Source organism: Maribacter aquimarinus (assembly GCF_047345505.1).
In the GTDB taxonomy this organism is placed as follows: Bacteria; Bacteroidota; Bacteroidia; order Flavobacteriales; family Flavobacteriaceae; genus Maribacter.
The window spans coordinates 1-1,314 of record NZ_JBLFEO010000071.1 but is presented as its reverse complement, the minus strand read 5'-3'; the positions used below and the strand labels follow the sequence as shown (position 1 = coordinate 1,314).

Genomic DNA, 1,314 nt, shown 5'->3' with positions numbered 1-1,314 from the left:
ATTGGATAGGGCGGTCAATGTATACCACCTGCGGCGGATGAAAATGAGCAGTGCAAATCAAGTGCACGAGATCGACTCATTTTGGTGCTGAAGTTAACGTTTATTTTTAATTTTTTTTTTCATTGATTCCCCTTTTATGTCTATCCTATGGGCCGAGTGAACCAAACGGTCAAGGATGGCATCGGCGATCGTTTTTTCCCCGATGACATCGTGCCATGCCTCCACGGGCAGTTGTGAGGCTATGATGGTGGACCTTTTGCCGTGCCTGTCCTCTATAATCTCCATCAAAGAGTGCCTGTTGATGTTGTCCAACGGTTTTAGGCCGAAGTCATCGAGTATGAGCAGGTCCTGGTTTTCCAGTTTTCCGATGAATTTTAGATAGGACCCGTCCGCCTTTGAGGTTTTGAGCAGGGTAAAGAGCTTCGCCGTGTTGAAGTACATGGTCCTGTGCCCCATTGAGCAGGCCTGGTGGCCGATGGCGGAGGCCAGATAGCTTTTGCCGACCCCGGTGCTCCCGGTAATGAGCATATTTTCACCCTTGCTTATAAATCCACAGGAGGCGTAGCGTTGTATCCTGTTCCTGTCGATGTTCCTTCCAGGGCCGTAATCGATGGCCTCCATAACGGCACCGTACCTGAACCTTGCGGCCTTTGTCAGGCGCTCGATCTTGCGGTTGTGCCTATCGTCCCATTCGGACTGTACCAGATAGGCCACCAGTTCATCGTTGGTATAGTCCATGCTCTCGGGCGAGAGGCTGGTGTCAAAGGCCCTGAGCATCCCGTGGAGCCTGAGCTGTTTCATCTGTTCCAATGTCTTTGTGTTCATGTTGTCTGTTTTAATGTTTGTCATTTATAATAGTTTCCTCCCCTGATGTTATCGTGGTCCGGGACCTCGGAGGTATCCTCCGAGGTCGTCCTCCAGGGTGTCCCACCCTTTTTTCAGTATCCGCTCCACCATACTGTAATTATAGGCCCCATAGTCAGATGCCCGCCTGCAGGCATTGTCCAGCCGTTGGTTGCCGACCTTCTTGGCCAGGTGCAGTATGCCCATGCAGGACTTATAGGATTGTTCCGGATGTTGTTTCTTGTCGAGTATCCCGATGATGTACCCCTTGCAGTTCTCGCCGATGTGGGCGGCCCAGGAGATGAACTTCTCACTGCTCCATTCGCTGACGAACCTGTGATGGGAGGGCATATGTTCCGCTGCGGTGGTATAGCCGTAGCGTTGCCTCTTCCTTTCATGGACGGCCAAACGTTCGTGCCTGTGGTATATCTCCACGAAGCTGTCCGTGTAGACGATCTTCACCTGTTTGCC

1 protein-coding gene and 1 pseudogene are annotated in these 1,314 nt (G+C 51.7%); both read right to left on the bottom strand.

Features of this window, described 5'->3' with window-relative positions; all coding sequences use genetic code 11:
* Positions 1-93 precede the first annotated feature (93 nt).
* Complete coding sequence (gene istB / locus ACKWCC_RS19270; protein WP_413997598.1) at positions 94-825, bottom strand: IS21-like element helper ATPase IstB; 732 nt, start codon at positions 823-825, stop codon at positions 94-96.
* A gap of 48 nt (positions 826-873) precedes the next feature.
* A pseudogene (locus tag ACKWCC_RS19265) lies at positions 874-1,314 on the bottom strand (IS21 family transposase); the annotation flags it as partial.